This is a genomic window from Nocardia pseudovaccinii (assembly GCF_050942345.1).
Lineage (GTDB): Bacteria > Actinomycetota > Actinomycetes > Mycobacteriales > Mycobacteriaceae > Nocardia > Nocardia pseudovaccinii.
Window position 1 is genome coordinate 8,701,324 of the sequence record NZ_CP192074.1, and the last position, 16,109, is coordinate 8,717,432.

15 protein-coding genes are annotated in these 16,109 nt (G+C 64.1%); 12 read left to right on the plus strand and 3 right to left on the minus strand.

The window, feature by feature from the left end:
- Positions 1 to 17: 17 nt before the first annotated feature.
- From ACQPZ2_RS39305 to ACQPZ2_RS39360, 12 genes are all read left to right on the plus strand, one after another.
- Positions 18 to 386, plus strand: a complete 369-nt coding sequence (locus ACQPZ2_RS39305; protein ID WP_433523019.1) for a DUF397 domain-containing protein — start codon at positions 18 to 20, stop codon at positions 384 to 386.
- Between the two features lie 20 nt (positions 387 to 406).
- On the plus strand, positions 407 to 718 hold the full coding sequence (locus tag ACQPZ2_RS39310) for a WXG100 family type VII secretion target (protein WP_433523020.1): 312 nt from the start codon (positions 407 to 409) through the stop codon (positions 716 to 718).
- The gene (locus ACQPZ2_RS39315) at positions 715 to 1,014 is read left to right on the plus strand and encodes a WXG100 family type VII secretion target (protein ID WP_433523021.1); all 300 of its coding nucleotides are present in this window, start codon (positions 715 to 717) and stop codon (positions 1,012 to 1,014) included. The genes ACQPZ2_RS39310 and ACQPZ2_RS39315 overlap by 4 nt, the downstream gene beginning before the upstream one ends.
- 4 nt (positions 1,015 to 1,018) lie before the next feature.
- Complete coding sequence (locus tag ACQPZ2_RS39320; protein WP_433523022.1) at positions 1,019 to 1,612, plus strand: hypothetical protein; 594 nt, start codon at positions 1,019 to 1,021, stop codon at positions 1,610 to 1,612.
- Between the two features lie 47 nt (positions 1,613 to 1,659).
- Positions 1,660 to 2,529, plus strand: a complete 870-nt coding sequence (locus ACQPZ2_RS39325) for a hypothetical protein (protein WP_433523023.1) — start codon at positions 1,660 to 1,662, stop codon at positions 2,527 to 2,529.
- A gap of 3 nt (positions 2,530 to 2,532) precedes the next feature.
- A complete protein-coding gene (locus ACQPZ2_RS39330; protein ID WP_433523024.1) occupies positions 2,533 to 3,201 on the plus strand; it encodes a pentapeptide repeat-containing protein in 669 nt (222 codons plus the stop codon).
- Between the two features lie 363 nt (positions 3,202 to 3,564).
- A complete protein-coding gene (locus tag ACQPZ2_RS39335; protein ID WP_433523025.1) occupies positions 3,565 to 4,494 on the plus strand; it encodes a hypothetical protein in 930 nt (309 codons plus the stop codon).
- A 294-nt stretch (positions 4,495 to 4,788) separates the two neighbouring features.
- On the plus strand, positions 4,789 to 5,106 hold the full coding sequence (locus ACQPZ2_RS39340; RefSeq protein ID WP_433523026.1) for a hypothetical protein: 318 nt from the start codon (positions 4,789 to 4,791) through the stop codon (positions 5,104 to 5,106).
- Between the two features lie 72 nt (positions 5,107 to 5,178).
- Positions 5,179 to 5,712: a YbaB/EbfC family nucleoid-associated protein gene (locus ACQPZ2_RS39345; RefSeq protein WP_433523027.1), complete on the plus strand. Its 534-nt coding sequence runs from the start codon at positions 5,179 to 5,181 to the stop codon at positions 5,710 to 5,712.
- 27 nt (positions 5,713 to 5,739) lie between these two features.
- The gene (locus ACQPZ2_RS39350; RefSeq protein ID WP_433523028.1) at positions 5,740 to 10,653 is read left to right on the plus strand and encodes a zeta toxin family protein; all 4,914 of its coding nucleotides are present in this window, start codon (positions 5,740 to 5,742) and stop codon (positions 10,651 to 10,653) included.
- A gap of 3 nt (positions 10,654 to 10,656) precedes the next feature.
- The gene (locus tag ACQPZ2_RS39355; RefSeq protein WP_433523029.1) at positions 10,657 to 11,166 is read left to right on the plus strand and encodes a hypothetical protein; all 510 of its coding nucleotides are present in this window, start codon (positions 10,657 to 10,659) and stop codon (positions 11,164 to 11,166) included.
- 16 nt (positions 11,167 to 11,182) lie between these two features.
- Positions 11,183 to 12,658, plus strand: coding sequence for a zeta toxin family protein (locus ACQPZ2_RS39360; RefSeq protein WP_433523030.1), 1,476 nt, complete (start codon positions 11,183 to 11,185; stop codon positions 12,656 to 12,658).
- A gap of 129 nt (positions 12,659 to 12,787) precedes the next feature.
- Here the strand turns inward: ACQPZ2_RS39360 and yhjD are convergent, their stop codons facing one another.
- From yhjD to ACQPZ2_RS39375, 3 genes are all read right to left on the minus strand, one after another.
- Complete coding sequence (yhjD, locus tag ACQPZ2_RS39365) at positions 12,788 to 13,807, minus strand: inner membrane protein YhjD (RefSeq protein WP_433523031.1); 1,020 nt, start codon at positions 13,805 to 13,807, stop codon at positions 12,788 to 12,790.
- Positions 13,808 to 13,875: 68 nt separating this feature from the next.
- The gene (gene trpS / locus ACQPZ2_RS39370; protein ID WP_063038920.1) at positions 13,876 to 14,910 is read right to left on the minus strand and encodes a tryptophan--tRNA ligase; all 1,035 of its coding nucleotides are present in this window, start codon (positions 14,908 to 14,910) and stop codon (positions 13,876 to 13,878) included.
- 98 nt (positions 14,911 to 15,008) lie between these two features.
- The gene (locus ACQPZ2_RS39375) at positions 15,009 to 15,941 is read right to left on the minus strand and encodes an oxygenase MpaB family protein (RefSeq protein WP_433523032.1); all 933 of its coding nucleotides are present in this window, start codon (positions 15,939 to 15,941) and stop codon (positions 15,009 to 15,011) included.
- Positions 15,942 to 16,109 lie beyond the last annotated feature (168 nt).

Consider the following 16,109-nt stretch of genomic DNA (forward strand, 5'->3'; position numbering starts at 1 on the left):
CCCCAGAGGGGCACCGCATGGCGAACCGCTCGGACGCGAAGCGGTTCAAGAACAGTCATAGCGGTGCCCACTCGAACTGCGTCGAAATCGCGTTCCGTCCGAACACCCTTGTCAGCGTTCGCGATTCGAAGGACCCCATCCGGCCCTGCGCTCATGTTCACCTCGGCGGAATGGTCGGCCTCAACTGCCGCGACAACCCACGGCGAGTTCGACCGCTAGCAGTCCCGGCCTGGTTTTACTCTGCCACCTACCACTGGCTGGCGATGCCACAAGCAGACGGGACCCACTCCCTTCCAGTGGGTCGACGTGGTCGAGGGCCGATCGACATGGGAAGACGGCTGCCAGGCAACCGACCTGGCACCCAACCGTATGGACGCCCGAGGTAGAGCGCCGTTATCGTCGGGTGATGAACGCTACCGGGGGGCTTTCCAACCAGAATCTGGCAGTCGTGCCCGATGATGTGCAGTACAACATCGCCGACACCATGAAGCAGGCCCTTGATTCGGCTGCCCGCGAGGTCGAGACCCTACTCGGTTCCGACTGGACCGGCGACGCGGCCGACGAGTTCTCCACCGGGTGGACCGAAACCCGTGACAGCGGAACACAACTCATGCAAGCGTTGACTTCGCTCGCGGAGAAGCTGGGCGTCACCGCAGCCAACTACAAGAGCACCGACACCGGCAACGCGTCCGGTATCTCCAGCCTGGATCTGCCATGAGCTCTCAATTCAGTGTCGACCTCGATCAACTCGATCAGATCGTGTCGCGCCTCAACGGCCTGGCCGGGTCCTTGCACGATCACCTCGACGAACTCGACCACAAGGTCGCAGCCCTGCACAGCGGGAGCTGGGAATCCGCCGCAGCTAGCGCTTACGCCGAAGCCCACAGCCAATGGCTCGCGGCCGCACGGGAATTCGCCGAAGGCGTAGCCGCCGTGAGTGACGCGGCCTGCAAGGCGCACACGCGCTACAGCACCGCGGCCGATGTCAACAAGCAGATGCTGCAGGGCGGGTAAACCCGTGGGTGACACCTGGGTCATCGACTCCGGCATGTACTTCGATGCTGCCAAGAAATGCCAGTCGCTGGCCAGCGATATCTCGCTTACGTTGGGGCCGCTGCAACGCGCTCTCGTACACGATTGCGGCGGTATGGCCGGGGATCACGAGAAGTCCGAGCCGTGGACGACCGCATATGACCGGAACGCCTGCGACATAGTCACTCTCGCCGCCACCCTGTGCAATGCGCTGCAACGATTCGGAGATGTGCTGGCCGCCAACGGCTACAACTGGTGGCAGTCCAACCGATCCACCACCAGCGGTGCCGAGCCGACCCGCCCGACCCCGTCCGAACCGCTGTACGACTCCGGTATGGCACTGCCGACCACCGCCAAGGGAGTCAACGGCGCCGGAATCGATACCTCGATTACAGGACTGCTCGAACAAGTCCGAAAGATCCCCAACGGCGACGTCACCAAGCTCGGCATCGCGGCCGATGCCTGGAAAACATTCGCCAACAACACCAACGTCACCGGAGCCGCAGACCGTATCAAGGGCATCGACGCCAAGTTCAGCGGCAGCAGTGACCCGAATATCCGCGAGATCGAAGAAGACTGACAACCCTGCACAAGGCCGCGGAACTGCTGTCGCAGGCGGCGACAGCGTTGGCCGGACCGGTGCAGGATCATCACGACGCTCTCGCCACGATGCGCAACGATGTCCAGGCCGCAGTCGCCAGCGCCGCGAAGGAACTCGCGGGCGCGGTCCTCATCACCGTCGCCATCGTCGGAATCCTCGCAGTCGCATCCGCAGGCACCGCCGCCGCCCCTGCCGCCGCGGGCGGTGTCGCCGTCACCGCCGAAATCGTCACCACCACAGCCGGAATCATCCGCAACACCGTCTCCATCAGCCGCGTCCTGATCATCTTCGGCGCAGTCGTCGCCACCGGAACCGCGACCGGTGTCTTCACCGCCATCCCCGACCTCACCCAAAACGGCATCAACGCCGCCCTGGCCTCGATCGCGGCAATGACAGTCAAAGTCGTCGAGGACGACCACCACGCACCATCCGGCCCCTCCAATTCGAGTAATACCCCCGGAACTCCCGAGTATCAGGCGCGGGTTGAGGAACTGGCAAAGGACCCCGCGAAGAACGGCAAGGTGAGCCCGCAATCGAGGCGAGAGGCGGAGGTCGGACTCGCAAACGAGAACGCCGGTAGGGTTGGGCCGCTCGAGCGGGCTCCGCTTGGCCCCAACGGTGAAGATCAGGGTGAGTTCATAGACAGGAATACGAATGCCCATTGGGATGTGAAGAGCTCGCCAGATGTAATTCCGGATTATCGCCCAGCCGAAGTTGCAGGAAAACCGATAGCTAACGTGCAGACCGACCAGGAATTCATCGACATGATTCAGGACTCGCTCGACGACGGAGAGGGCGTCATGATCGACGAAAGTGGCATGACTGCTGAGCGTAAAGCTCGCCTTCAGGAGCTCGTCGCGAATAATCCTAAATGGCAAGGAAAGGTGCTGTGGTAAACGATGACCATAGGTCACGGTCGCTCTCCGAGTAGCGTTCGTTGTTGGCCTGAAGATCCGGCCGCGCACCGGGCGCTGTCGGACTACTTCGAGCGCCTCCCGGCTGATCCCGCTGCCGAGCAGACAACCTCGTCGCTTCTCAATGGTCGCGGCCTGGATTTCACGGGTTCAGATCTATCCGGACTGGACCTCCTCGGAGCGGAGCTGAGCGAGTCGACGATGAATCGAGTACCGCTCATTGATGCCGATTTGTACACTGGGTGGCTTGCCGGGGCTCGGCTCCAGGGAGCCGACCTCAGTAGTGCCGATCTTCGAAAGGTCCAGGGGCGTGGCTGCGATGCTCGGTACGCGAGGCTGCGCCAGGCCGACATGCAGCGAGCGGACTTTGCTCACTCGGATTTCCGGGAAGCGGACCTTCGCGGTGCATTGCTGCAAAGGGCAATCTTCTCGGGAGCAGATCTACGTGACGCCGACCTTCGAGAGTGTGTCTTCGGACGAACAAGGCTTTCGGGCGCGCGTATAGGCGGCTGCCTCGTCGATGGTGCCAGCGGTCTCGTGGTCGGGCCAGTAGACGTTGGTGTCGATTCACCAGCATTACTGGACGGACCAGACTTGCAGGCGTGGTTCGTTTCTCAAGGCGCACATGAAGTCGAGGTACGCCAGGCCACTTGAACACGTCTCCGCTCGTGGGGGAATCACCACCGTGCGCTCCAACACGAGCGGACCCGGCCGACGAATTCGCCACCGGCAACCGAAACCCGTGACGGCGGAACGCAACTCATAGCAGCACTGACCTCGTTCGCCGAAAAGCTGGGCGTCACCGACGCTAGCTACAACAGCACCGACACCTGCAACGACGAGCTAACCGATCGAGCGGGGTCCTGGTGTCCGGCATCTGCGGACCGGTCCCGTTCCAGGCGATCTCCAGATCGCGTGCACTGCAATGTTCGACACCCAGGGCTGCCACTGTGCCCCATATCTGTCGGCAACTACGGTGAAGGGCCTGAGATCGACAGCGAAGTGGGGGAAGTTTCGATGTTTCGGCGGCTGGCGCTGATCGCGGCGCTCATCGTAGTTGTGGCGGCCTGTCAGCATGGCGGGCCGGACGAGTCGGTGGCGGCGGGGCCGCAGTACGAGAAGTTGGTGCGGTTACGCAACACTGACGTGTGCGCGCTGCTGCCGCGTCCCGAACTGGCGAAACTCGGTCCGGTCACCGCGGTCGGCACCAATGAGCTATACGAGTGCGAGGCGAAACTCGGCGAAGACCAGAAGACCGGCCCGCGAGTGAACTGGTCTGTCCGGGCCCTCGACGACGTTGCTATGGATGCCGGTACCACCGTCACGATCGAGGGTCTGACCGTGAATATGATCAGCGACAAGGACACCAGACCGCCGGAGGAGATCGCCAGCGCGCGGTTCCGTACCTGCAGCGCGTTCGCGCAATTGCCCGCCGGAGGCTCGATGTCGCTAACGCTCACGATTCCGCCCGGGGCTGAGCCGTGTGCTGGCACACAGTCCCTGGTCACGGTGGCGCTGGCCGAGTGGAAACGCGCTCCGCGACTGGGCGATTCGCCAGACACGATACAAACGCCAGTGACTGGCGCGGACCCGTGTGCGGTCCTGACGAAGCTGCCGAACGCGGTGCGGGGCGATACCCAATGGGTCGACCGCTGCTGGTTCGAGCTCGACGGACACTCGATCTATCTCGAGTACAAACATGCCACGGACCGCGAGTTCGAGAATTACTTGCCCGTGAAAGTCGGTGGGCGGCAAGCGTATCGGACATCCAATGACGACAACGCCAGCTACATGCTCCGAGTCGGCCCGACATTCGACCCGGCTGCCGACGAATATGACTTCGCGAATGTGCCCGCCGTGACAATCAACGCAGTCAGCGGCCACAGCCAGGCGACACTGGAGAAGGCCACTGCTGCGGTAATGACCATCTTCCCCAACGCGGCATGACTTCGCTGAGATGTGCCATGGCTCCGCATATCCTGAGTTGAGCGAGGTGATCCTATGCTGGGAATAGCGCTGATCTCGGCCGAATACGTTCCGGCGTGCCCTTGCCAGGCCATATCCGTCGGAGGGCGGGAATCGCCACGGGTCATCACGCACAGGATCAGGCTGGTGCGGCTTCGACCCGGAAGCTCTACACTGAAGGCAGCGGATCGCTCGGACACGGTGACGCACATGGCTTATCGCAAGCGCCTGCGTGTGAAACTTCAGTAGCCGCTTCAACCGAGACCGGGGGGTCTTATGGCAGACAGAGTGCACGTCGAGACGCAACAGTTGCGCGCGGTCGGGGGCGATCTCGATGGTGTCGCGGCGCGGATCGACGCCGTGCTGTCGAAGGTCAAGGCGGCGTCTGCGGCGCACTGGGGGAAGTGGGGTAACGACGAGTTCGGGGACGGATTCGCCAAGGGCGACAACGGCTACGTGAACTCCGATCGCAACCTCCAAGCCGTCCTCGAATCCAAATCCGCACTGTTGCGGTCGTATTCGACGGGTCTGACAGACGCCGCGACAGAGCTGGAAGCGATGGAGGCCGCCAACACCGACGGCTTCCAGCACTGAGTCACCAGGAGATACGCGAAGAGACGAAGTACCTTCGAGCCGTTCGGGGGTGGGCAGGCAAGGGGAAGCCGGATGTCGAACGAGATGGCCAAGGCCAGGCTGGCCGAGCTGATGGATTCTGTGCGCAGCGGCATGGAATCGATTGCGCGCGCGCAGGAAGAGCAGGCGCGGCTGACCGCGACAGCCTCCGCGGCCGCCGGACGGGTCAGCGTGGTCGTCAACGCCAACAGTGTGGTGATCGAGATCAAGTTCGCCGACAACGTCGACGAACTGAGCTACGCCGAGATCGCGCGTGCGGTCACGACGGCCGCCCAGAATGCGGCGGCTGAAGTGCAGCGCAGGACTCGAGAACTCTTGAGCTCACTGAAACAAGGTCAGGCGCGCATCCCGAAGCTGTCGGAGTTGGTTCCCGGTCTGCCTGATGTTCCCGATATGGTGCCGACGCCGCCAGAGGTCTCGACCGCACCCCCGGAATCGCACGACCGCATGAGCACAGGACCGGCCCAAGAGGACGCGGACACTCCGATGGAGTTCAGCAACGTCGAGCAGTGGAACCACGAAAAGTCTTCGCAGGATGAACCTTCCATTGTCGAACGTTCCTGGTGAGTTCGGCATCGCGGCGCCTAGGTTCCTATGTCATCGATCACCGCACTCTGGGAGTGGATCCCCGACTGGATACTGCAAGGGCTCAACTTCGGGCAGGCATACCCCGAAGGCAGCGAAGACGACCTGTTCGATCTCGGTGACGCTTGGAAACAGGCTGCCGCGGAACTGGAACAGATCGAGCCGGACCTGAAAAGCGTCACCGACGCCACCCAGAAGTTCTATACCGGTGATGGCGCCACCGCGGCGGCCCGCGAATTCGCCACGCTGTTCGACAACGGTCCGAACTCGATCCAGAAACTTGCCGACGGGCTCACCGAGCTCGGCCACGCCACCCGAAACGCTGGCACCACACTGGAATACACGAAGATCCAGGAAGCCGTATTCGCCGGGATCACCGCGTATACCGTCTACACGCTGATCGCGAGCTGGCCCTGGGGCGAGGCCGCGGTCCCGCTGGCACTCGCCGCCGGTCGCGAGGCCGTCACCATCGCCGGTGAACAGGGCGCCAGGCAACTCGCCCTGGAAGCCGGTGCGGTCGGCCTGCGGAATCTGCTGAAGCCCTACCTCAAACAGATCGCCATCGCGGGGCTGAAGGCCGGCGGGTTCGGGATCGGTCTGGATGTCGGCATCCAGGGCTACCAATTGGCAGCGGGGCACCGCGACGACGGATTCGATCTGTCACAAACCCTGAAAACGGGCCTCGAGTTCGGGGCAGCAGGACTCGTCGGTGCGCCGGTGTCGATGGGCTTGGGCAATCTGCTAGGGCGAACGGCCTTGTCGCCCACATTGAGTCGGCTTTTCAGCCACACTCTCGGAGGTGCGGCGGGCGGGTTGGGGATGTACGGCGCCGGAATCGCCTGGCAGGTCGGTGGCCAGTTGGCCCACGGCGGTCTGGACTGGAGCAAGATCGACACCTCATTCGATCCACGCCTGCTCACCATGGGCGCGGCCATGGGAGCTATGGGCGGATTACACGCCCAGGCGCCGCGCGGCGCCCGAGGTACCGCGTCAACCGGCGGCGAATCTCCCCTTGCCGCCTCCGAGAAACCCGGTGTCGTCAGCGCGGAATCCAATGCCGAAGGCAGGTTACTGGCCCGTTCCCTGAGCAGAGATACCCATCCGGACAAGTTCGATCACCTTTCTCGGTCCGAACAGGACCATGCCGCGGCGTACTATTCGAAAGTCGACGCGGTTCGGACCGAGGCGACAAACAACGGCGGCTACAGCGACCAGCATGTCGCTCGGCTCGAGTCGTTGCGCAAGGAATGGAACCAGGCGGCGCCGTATGACGGCAGTACCGCCCACCCGAGCACTGCGGCGCACTCGGCCGGAGAAACAACCAGCGCAACGAGCACGGAATCCCGTGCCGGATCAGCGGATTCGAGCACAAGAGCCACGCCGGTGGATCGAGCACCGGCCGCGACTACCGACAGCGGCGGCAGAGCGATGCCGTCGGCGCGCACCACAAGCCCGGTCGCAGCCGAACGCGCTGGCGGGCCCCGGGATACGACGGCGAACGCTCAACACAGCACTGCCGACGGAGCTGTCGCGCGCGCGGGTCTCGGCGATTCGGGGACTTCCGATCGCAACGCCAACATAGCTGCGGCACAACAGGACAAGCCCGCAGCCCCCAGCGTCTCGGGCGTGGAATCGAAGCCGGTCGCCGCATCGGAAGTGCCCGAGTCCCGAGCTGCCCCGATCGAGTCACCGGTGCGCGAGAGCGAACCGGCCATCGGCTCCGGCGAGCCCTCGCACTCGCGCCCGCCGACCGACACCGCCGTTGCCTCGGACGAGGCCCATGATCGTGCACCGGCTGATCCCGGCACCGGGGACACCCATGGCCTCGAAGGCGACTGGATGCAGTCCGGTGGAGCGCTTCGTCCACGCGATCCCGGTTTCGACGACGCATGGGCGGCCGAAGCCTACGACCGGTTCCGCCGCGACGACGCCGATGTGGCGGAGATCAGCTCGAACCTCGCCCGCGTACCGCGCGCCGACGGGTCAACCGGCTTCTCCCGCAGCGAAATCGCGCAGATCAAGAACCACCTGATGCGTGACGAGCATCTGCTGCGCGACTACGACAGCGGCGGATTCACCAGGGCCCGGTTCGACCCGTCCGCGGATCAGGCCGAGGCGTGGATTCGGCTGCGCGCGGGCCGCCCGCTCGAACAGGACCTCATCATGCTCGAGCATGAACTCGCCGAGTCGAACTACCTGCGCGAGCATCCCGAGGCGACCTATCCCGAGGCACATGCGTTCGCCAACCAGCGGTACAACTGGGAGACCGATATTCCGGATCGAACCGGTGAACGATACGACACGCTGTGGAAGGACGACAATGGCGCTGCTGGTGTTCTACGACCGGGTACGGGAGGACACGACTCAGGTCGAGTACCGGTTCGGGACGACAGAGGGCAACCTGGATCGAAATCTGCTGATCGACAAGCAGACCCGGGAATTTCGCACGACAAACAGCCGGGCCGACGGCCTGCTGCGGGCGACGGCAGGCCGGATACTGCACCGGGTTCGGACGGAAGGCAGCTGGCCGAAGGGCGGAATCATCCAGTCCTAGCAGGCGACGCGCAGCGATCGGAAACCCACCGGGCCGGGCCCGCTGCGCTCGATCCCGTCGGCCGGAATACGGAAGGACCGGTACCGGAGGAGCGCCGCACTCCGGAGCAGAACACTCCGGGCGACGATCCACCGGCCCCCACTCGGAAAACGCGCCCCGCCGAATACGTACTCACCGACGACCAGATCCAGCAGATCTTCCACGAGCAGATCATTCCCGAAATGCTCACCGGTGCAGAGCGCGTCCCCGAATCCGACAGGCCGGAGCTGGTTGTCGTCGGCGGTCAGATGGGGGCCGGGAAGTCCACCGCGATACGGCAACTCCTGGATTCCTTCGAGGGGCGCGGTGGCGCGGTCCATCTCACGGCGGACGACTTCTTCAGGTTCCACCCGAAGTACGCGGAGTTGATGGCGGGCACGGATCACGATGGGGTCCGGCACATCACGCCGGAAATCGGCCGCTGGTTCCGCATGTCGATGGACCACGCGATCGCGAATCGATACCACGTCGTTCTCGAATTCGCGCTCGCCAAGCCGGCTGCCGAAGCCGAGGTCATGCGGAATTTCGTGAGTCATGGCTACACCGCGAAGGCTGAGATACTGGCGGTCTCGGAGCACCAGAGCCGTCTGTCCACCATTTCCCGATATCTGGACGAACGCGAGGACGGTGTCCATCGCTACACCCCGCCGTTCCTTCATGATGCGTCGTACGCCGGTTCCGAGGAGATGGTCCGGCAGCTCGAGTCGCCCGAACCTCCGGTCCGGCTCGACGATTTGAAAATCCGCGACCGTGACGGCGTGCTGCACGAAAACTCCCGATCGCCGGATGGCGAGTGGACCCACCCGCATCGAGCGGCGGAGACGCTGGACCGGGAGCGCAACCGTCCATGGACCGAGGACGAGAAGAACAACTTTCGCAGGCAACTGCGTTCGGTGCGCGATCGGCTGGCCCAGCAGGCCCTCGACCATCCGGACAATGCGCATACCTGGGAGCAACTGGCGCGCGAAACCGATGCGGCCGAGACTGCGGCGCGCCCTTGGCTCGAGGGGCCGGACGACCCCGCACGCCCACCGTCCGGCGAGCCCACTCCCCTGCCGCCGGACGACCTATCACCTCCGCCGGAGCATGACCGCGAGTACGAAAAGGCAACCGAGGACCTGGCGATAAGGCAGGCAGCCGACAAGGCGGGCTTGCGAATTCTGGTGATGATCGACGAGTGGGGACGGGCCAAGGGCGGGATCGTATCCTTCAATACAGATTTCAGCACCGCGCTCGCGGAGGCGGGCAACGATGTGACCGTCCGCGTCGATCATGACGTCACCGGCAACGAGGGCGGTAGTCGCCTGAGGATCGTCGGCCAGCCCCGCATCGAGGATGCCCCTGCGACCTCGGACCGCGCGGCGCTGCCGCCGGACGTCGACGTAGTGATCGGGCACAGCCGGTTCTCCGGGTTCGCGGCCCGGGAAGTGCGCGACGAACTCTATCCGGACGCCAAACTCGTACACATCGTGCACATGATCAACGAGTCCGACGGTCGAGTGAAGGGCCGACCAGCCGAGGGGCTGCGCCTTCAGCAGATGGAAATGGACCTGGTGTCGACGTCCGATGTCGCGGTAGGGGTCGGGCCCGCGATTGCGGAGGACGTGCACAGGCTGGCGAACATGTCGGAGAGCGACCCGATCGTTCACGAGCTGATCCCGGGTGTTCCGTTCGCGGAACAGATACCGCCGCGGGAAGCAGAAGGACCGCTCAAAGTGCTACTCGTGGGCCGGGCCGACTCTCCGCGAAAGGGAGTCCTCGAGGGAGCAGAGATGATCCGGCTCCTCAACGAGAGGGGGCTCGATGTCGATCTGATCGTCCGGGGAGTTCCGCCCGAGCAGGTGGCGCGTACCCAGCACATGCTCTCCGAAGCCGTGGGTAGGCTGGTCGACATTCGTCCATACACGACAGACCCCGCCGACATCCTGTCCGATCTTCGAGACTCGAACATCATGATCATGCCTTCGCGCGGGGAGCACTTCGGTCTGGTTGGAACAGAAGCGATGGGCGCCGGTGTTCCTGTCCTGCTGCCGAGCACGAGCGGTGTCGGTAGGTTCCTCGGCGACCCGAACCTGTTCCCCGGCAACCTCACTCGCCACAGCTTGGTCGAGCAGGGATTCGAAGATGAGATCCCCATCGAGCGATGGGCAGACCGCCTGGAGCACGCGCTTCGCGATCAACCCGGCTCATGGGAGCGCGCCCGGCGAATTCAGGATTACCTTCGGGAACAGAACCGTACCTGGCTCGCCGCCGCGGAGTCGCTGCTGGAAGCTCTAGCGGGACCCGCCGAGGTCCCGCGGGCCCGCAATGAGGAACAGGAGGAAACGTAGCCGATGACCGAACCTGCCCCGCTCGCACAGCGATACGAGGAGTTGCGCAACGTCGCCATCAGGCTTCTCGATGTTCTCGATGATGCCGAAGGCAACCCGCAGATGTTGAGAAGCGCGCTCGAAGCCATGCACCACGCCGTCCGCGGCGACGGTCCGCCCGGAACGCCGGATACCGGCGATCCGATTCGGGACCCCGCTCTACATCTGCTGACCCGGTTCGACTACACCCAGGGGACCAAGACACCTGTCACCCTCGACGAAGAAGCCGCGAACATTCGCCGCGAGCTTGCCGGTGATCGGGTAATCGACGATCGTCCACCCGGCGAGCCGGATCGCGAGGTTCGCCTGACAGAACTGCGCGGCATGATCATCGGCGGCCTGCTTCGTGAGCTGGCGGCACGACTGTCGCGCGGATCGGCATTCGGACCGAGCAGGGCCGGTGAAGAACTCGCCCAGGTTGCCACCGACCTGTCATGGGAAGTGCTCGATCAGACCTTCGTCGGCCGCCAATAGTGGAGAAGTGGCCACAATGACCCGACCTCAGGCCGCACCGTTCACTGTGGTGCTGTTCGACCGTATCGAGGATTCACGGAAGGGCCCGATCGAGGCGGCACGGATTGTCCGGCTACTGAACGCGAAGGGGCTCGACGTCGGATTGACCGTGCGCGGCGCTCCGCCCGAATGTGTGTGGTCCGCAAGACAATTACTCTCCAGCGTCGCTGAACGTCATGTCGATGTGAAACCGTTCACCGTCGATCGCGGTGAAATACTCGCCGACATCCGCAGTGCCGATTTGGTCATCATGCCGTCCGGCGTCAAGCATTTCGGCCTCGTCGGCTTGGACGCGCTGAGCTCGGGCGTGCCATTGCTGGTTCCCCGTGCGAGTGGGATCGGGCATTATCTCGGCAATCCGGCATTCTTCCCGTCCGACCTCGCGGAGCCCAGTTTGGTGGATCAAGATCCGGGCGGCCCGGTAGCACTCGACCTCTGGGCAGATCGGATAGCGGAACTGATCGGCGCACGGTCGGAAACCTCAGCCCGGGCGGTTGAATTACGACGGCACTTCTACCTGCGGAACAGCACACCTGAGGGTGCGGCCGAGTCGATCGCGGACTTCAACCGAGCCGCCGACACCCTTATCGGAAAGAAACTGATCCACGCCGGGACTGATGCCTCTGGCGCGGATTGGGACGACGCACTGTATTACGAAGCAGCCGTGGACATTATCAGCAGCCTGATTGCCGCTTGTTCGGCAAACGAATGGCTGTCCGAGCACGGCGGCCCGGCCGACCTCGTCACATCCGGTGATACGCACGGATCGCGACGAACATATTTGGCTCACCTCGGCGGTCTCGCAACGGCGGATCATGCGTTGATAGCCAGCACGATTCGAACCTGCGGAGGCCGTTTGGCGGATTTGAGCGCAGGACTCGGATCGCGCAGGCGACCCGATCCCGACAACTATCGACTTTCTCGCGGAGAGCATCGTTGGGTCTTCGAGAGAAAGATAGCTCCGGAGCTTTTCAGCAGCCTGCAATCGCGTAATCGGCCGACCGCGATCATTGTCGCCGGACCGCCTGGTTCGGGAAAGACCACAGCGATCCGAAAGCTGTGGGAAGGCCGAGCCGATCGCAATGGCGCAGCGGTCATCGATCCAGAACTGTTGTCTGCCTACCATCCCAGGAGCTGGGATCTCGTGCTGGCGGACGACCGCCGCGCCGCCGACCTCGTCATGTGGGATGCGATGGGCTGGACGGCTCTGGCCGTCGAGTACGCGATCGGGCAACGTGCCGACGTCTTACTCGAGATCGGTATCAACCTTCCCGACGATGCACACAATTTCGCTGCCGCTTTCCGCGAGTCGGGGTACCGAGTCGAGATGGACATCATGGCGATTCCCGAATCGATCAGCAGGCTGCATTCGACGGTGCGCTTTCACTGCAAACGCGGAAACTGGCAAGTCCTGACTCTTCCGGATCCTCATTCCAATCGCGAGGGTGCTTGAGCCGCACGGCGCGCGTCTTACCGCCGCTGAGGTGAGGGATCGAGCCGAAGTCGCGAAGATCTGGACCCGAGGTGGCGGCGAGGATGCGCCCTTCGAAGAGGCGGTATCCGGGCGCTGGCAGCATCCGGCTCAGCGGCGACGCAGACCCGAAAGTACAAGCGCCGCAAGGGCACCCGCGCCGAAGTAGGCTGCTCCGGTACCCATCGAAAGACCTGGCGCGCTCACGCGGGGTTTGATCACGGCGGGGGCTGGTGGGGGGATTTCGGCTTCCGGCTCGTTCTCCGATGCCGTTGCGGCCCAAGCGGTTGCGAACAAGAGAATGCGATAGGTGGTGTAGCTGAACACCATCAGACCGATGATCGATCCGAATACCGCGCCAGCGGGGCTGTGCAGCACCATCTGCAAGTAGAACGACGCGACGTATTTGAAGAGCTCGAAGACCACCGCGGCAATCGCCGCCGCCCGTGCGGCGCTGCGCAAGGTGACCGGCTCGCGGGGCAGGCGCGCGATCATCCAGACGAACACCGCCCACGACGCGAGGAAGCCGAGCAGTATCGAGATGAGCACCAGCATCAGTCGCGCGCCCGGCAACTCCGACAGGCGGAACGTGATCAGCAGCCGCGCGCCGAGGGTGCTCGACGCCAGCGTGGACAGGCCGATCGAGACCACGAAGGCCAGACCGAGACCGATCAGCGCCCCCAGGTCGGAGAGCTTGCTGAGGAACCAATTGCCTTCCGGGGTCTTCTGTTCCCACTGTTCGGTCAGTGCCGCCCGCAGGTTGGCCATCCAGCCGAGTCCGGTGTAGACGCCGACGAGCAGGCCGAGCACGCCGACCGTGCCGCGCGATCGAACCGCCTGATCGATCAGATCATTGAGCTGGCCGCCGAGCGACCCCGGAATGTTCTCGATGATCTTGTTCCGCAGTTCGGTGAGCATTTCCGGGTCACCCGACAGCACGGAGCCCGCGATCGAGAAAGCGACCATCAACAGCGGAAACAGCGACAGCACAGTGAAATACGTGATCCCGGCCGCGTAGTAATCACCGCGTTGCCGCTGATAATTGCCGCCCGCGCGGATGAGGTGATCCAGCCACGGCCGCGACTGGATCCGCCGTTCGAGCGCCGCCTTGATGTTGTCGATCACCTGCATCTGTCACGCCCCTTGAACAGAGACCGCGCGGTGACGGTCGACAAGCGGTCGCTAGCGGTATTCCCCCGTTAGCGAGCCAAAAACCCCACCCGGTCGTAAACCTGCGCCAGAGTGTTGCCAGCAATCTCACGCGCCCGCTCGGCACCTGCGTCGAGGATGCGGTCGAGTTCGCCCTGATCTGCCAAATACTCTTCCACCTTCGCCCGCAGCGGGGTGACAAATTCGACCAGCGCGTCGGCGACGTCGGACTTCAGATCGCCGTAACCCTTACCGGCATAGTCGCGTTCCAGCGTGACGATCGGAGTGCCGCTCAGCGAACTGAGGATCACCAGCAGATTGCTGACACCCGCCTTGTTTTCCGGGTCGTAGCGGATTTCGCGCTCGGTATCGGTGACCGCGGAGCGAATCTTCTTGGCGGTGATCTTCGGATCGTCGAGCAGGTTGATCAGACCGGCGTCGGTGGAGGCCGACTTGCTCATCTTCGACGTCGGATCCTGCAGGTCGTAGATCTTCGCGGTGCCCTTGACGATATGCGCCTCCGGCACCACGAAGGTCTTCTTGAACCGAGTATTGAAGCGCTGGGCCAGATTTCGGGTCAGCTCGAGATGCTGGCGCTGATCCTCGCCGACCGGCACCTGATGCGCACGGTAGAGCAGGATGTCCGCGGCCATCAGCACCGGATAGGTGAACAGTCCGACGCTGGCGTTCTCCGCGCCCTGTTTGACCGACTTGTCCTTGAACTGGGTCATCCGGCTGGCCTCGCCGAATCCGGTGATGCAGCTGAGCACCCAGGTCAGCTCGGCATGCTCGGGCACCTGGCTCTGCACGAAGAGGGTGGAGCGCTTGGGATCGATACCGAGCGCGAGCAGCTGCGCGGCCGCCGCCTTGGTGCGCCTGCGCAGTTCCTTCGGATCCTGCGACACGGTGATCGCGTGCATATCCGGGATGAAATAGAGGGCGTCGTAGTCGTCCTGCATGGTCACCCAGTACTGCAGCGCGCCAAGGTAGTTGCCGAGATGGAAGGACGCGCTGGTGGGCTGGATCCCGGACAGCACCCGCTGTTTGCGTTCAGCGGCCGGGTTCGTCTGAGCAGGACTGGACATGTCCCGATCTTCGCATGCGGTGTTCGATCGGCGGCGTTCGCGGGTCCCTCCGTGGTTACGCTCCGCTACCGCCTCCGGGCCCGTCGCTCACGCCGCGGTCACGCGGAATTTCGCGCCGCCCAGTTGCGTGGGTCGACACCGGGCATGCTCGGGCGGCCGGTGCTGTGCAGTTCGCGTTCCCGCTTGGACAACAGCTTGTAGACCGGTGCGCTCGGACCGGCCAGCGTTCCGCGCAGCACCGGCGGAACCAGCGGCGGGGCGATATGCGCGGTGCGCACGCCCTGGGCGAGCGCGCGGAACGCGATTTGCTCGGGCAGCCCCCAGCGCATCCCGTACATATCGCGGATGCGCGGCGGCAGACTGCCCTGCACCAGCAGGTAGAACGCGTCGACGACCGGGCGTATCGGCCCGCGCTGCGGATAGGGCACGCGCTGACCGGCCAGATACGAACCGACCAGCCGGGCCTCATCGGTGAGGAACAGCTCGTCCGAGGCGAGGTAGTCGTCGAAAGATTCGCGGAACAGCGGGTAACTGCCGGGCGCAGCCTCGCGCGGCATGCCGAACAGCTCGCCCCAGCGGACGTAGTCCTGGTACAGGCCCTCGCGTTCGCCCCCGGTCAGCGAGCGGACCAGCAGATCGTGCATCACCTCAGCCGAGTCGAAGGCGAAGGCCATGGTCATGTACATCAGATGCGGGTCGAGCGCGGAGTAGCCGGTGCCCGCCGGATGGTGCGGGCCCGCCTCCTCGGGCAGTGCGCCGACAACCTTCGCGTGCTTCTTCGTGGTGAAGGCGAGCGCGCGGTCCGCCTCGTCCTTGCTGCCGAGGAAGACGGCCTCGAAGAGCTTGCCGGTCAACGCGAGTCGCGAGTACGGGGTCATCCGATGCTCGGTGTTCTCGGCGGTTCCGACATACAGCAGCGGATTGACCGCGCCGATCACCAGGGCGCGCTGGCCATAGGTGAGCCCCACCGCGCGCTTGCTCATGACTCGTCGGGCCATCGAATTATCGGCGAAGTAGCCGGTCTGGGACATCGCTGCCTCCTCGTTGAGCGCACCGTCGGACGCATCGGGCTTCGGCGATCCGGATCACCCGTCATCCCGGCGCGGGCCGGGATCCACAGCATCTGGCAATAGAATCCCCCAGAATTCATAATCTGGCAATAGTCTCCACCAGATTGTGCCCGTCCCGGATCTGACCGC

Excerpts from the sequence above, each read along its gene's own strand:
- ACQPZ2_RS39315 (WP_433523021.1), top strand. The coding sequence starts at position 715 with ATGAGCTCTCAATTCAGTGTCGACCTCGATCAACTCGATCAGATCGTG.
- ACQPZ2_RS39335 (WP_433523025.1), top strand. The coding sequence starts at position 3,565 with ATGTTTCGGCGGCTGGCGCTGATCGCGGCGCTCATCGTAGTTGTGGCG.
- yhjD (WP_433523031.1), bottom strand. The coding sequence starts at position 13,807 with ATGCAGGTGATCGACAACATCAAGGCGGCGCTCGAACGGCGGATCCAG.
- ACQPZ2_RS39340 (WP_433523026.1), top strand. The coding sequence starts at position 4,789 with ATGGCAGACAGAGTGCACGTCGAGACGCAACAGTTGCGCGCGGTCGGG.
- ACQPZ2_RS39330 (WP_433523024.1), top strand. The coding sequence starts at position 2,533 with ATGACCATAGGTCACGGTCGCTCTCCGAGTAGCGTTCGTTGTTGGCCT.
- ACQPZ2_RS39345 (WP_433523027.1), top strand. The coding sequence starts at position 5,179 with ATGTCGAACGAGATGGCCAAGGCCAGGCTGGCCGAGCTGATGGATTCT.
- trpS (WP_063038920.1), bottom strand. The coding sequence starts at position 14,910 with ATGTCCAGTCCTGCTCAGACGAACCCGGCCGCTGAACGCAAACAGCGG.
- ACQPZ2_RS39305 (WP_433523019.1), top strand. The coding sequence starts at position 18 with ATGGCGAACCGCTCGGACGCGAAGCGGTTCAAGAACAGTCATAGCGGT.
- ACQPZ2_RS39355 (WP_433523029.1), top strand. The coding sequence starts at position 10,657 with ATGACCGAACCTGCCCCGCTCGCACAGCGATACGAGGAGTTGCGCAAC.
- ACQPZ2_RS39350 (WP_433523028.1), top strand. The coding sequence starts at position 5,740 with ATGTCATCGATCACCGCACTCTGGGAGTGGATCCCCGACTGGATACTG.
- ACQPZ2_RS39360 (WP_433523030.1), top strand. The coding sequence starts at position 11,183 with ATGACCCGACCTCAGGCCGCACCGTTCACTGTGGTGCTGTTCGACCGT.
- ACQPZ2_RS39310 (WP_433523020.1), top strand. The coding sequence starts at position 407 with ATGAACGCTACCGGGGGGCTTTCCAACCAGAATCTGGCAGTCGTGCCC.
- ACQPZ2_RS39375 (WP_433523032.1), bottom strand. The coding sequence starts at position 15,941 with ATGTCCCAGACCGGCTACTTCGCCGATAATTCGATGGCCCGACGAGTC.